A 1,091-nucleotide genomic window follows, 5' to 3' on the forward strand; every position below is an offset into this window, starting at 1 on the left:
CGAAAAAGTGTCGATCCGAGTTCTTGGAACCAAGCCAAAGAGTGTGTACGTGGTAAAAGTCGTAAAGCCAACGAACTGAATAGCTACATAGAAGAAGCAAAAATCAAGTTAAACTCTATCTTTACCGAGTTAGAAGAACAAGGGAGCACAATAACCGCTCGTATTCTTCAAGAAAAATTCTTCGGCTTAAATATTCTGAAAGAACAACCCAAAACTCTCCTTGCTACGATACAGGAACACAATGATCAATGTCGAGTTCTTATAGGTAAAGATTATACTTTGATTACTGTTCGGCGTTATGAAACGTGCAAACGTTATTTGGCGGAATTGATCCAAAGGAGATACAATAAAGATGATCTTCTATTGACTGAAATCAATGGAGAGTTTGTTCGTGCCTTTGAATTTTATCTGAAGACAGAGAAGGAATGCCAACAAAACACGGTTATCCGCTACATGAAATGTCTGAAAAAGATAACCAACCTTGCACTTGCCAACGAATGGATTACAAAAGACCCTTTTATCGGAATAAAATTCCATGAGAAAGAGGTTATCCGAGAGTTTCTTACACTGGAAGAGCTGCAAACTATTTACCAAAAAGAATTTACCGTAGAACGAATTGTACTTGTCCGTGACATCTTTATTTTCGCAGCTTTTACCGGACTTGCTTTTATTGATGTACAACAATTATCTCCCGAACATCTTGTGCGAGATGATAACGGAAACCTTTGGATTCGTAAACCTCGACAAAAAACCAAAAATATGTGCAATATTCCCTTGTTGGATATACCACAGGAAATATTGAAGAAGTATGAGAATCATCCATCCCGTCACAAGAAAGGAACACTTCTTCCTGTACCTTGTAATCAGAAGATGAACAGTTATCTGAAAGAAATAGCCGACTTATGTAACATTCAGAAGAAATTAACCACGCATACCGCAAGACATAGCTATGCTACTTCTGTTTGTTTGGCAAACGGTGTTAGCATTGAGAATGTGGCGAAAATGCTTGGTCACTCCAACATCAAGATGACGCAACATTATGCCAAAGTCCTTGATCGAAGCATAATGAAAGATATGAGAAATGTCGCCCT

Annotated in this window: 1 protein-coding gene; it reads left to right on the plus strand. The window is 38.2% G+C overall.

Annotation, left to right across the window (positions count from 1 at the left end; all coding sequences use genetic code 11):
- The coding region (locus tag GGR07_RS13750) for a site-specific integrase (protein WP_183200529.1) at positions 1-1,091 on the plus strand (1,091 nt) is incomplete at both ends.

It is taken from the genome of Bacteroides pyogenes (assembly GCF_014196225.1).
In the GTDB taxonomy this organism is placed as follows: domain Bacteria; phylum Bacteroidota; class Bacteroidia; order Bacteroidales; family Bacteroidaceae; genus Bacteroides; species Bacteroides pyogenes_A.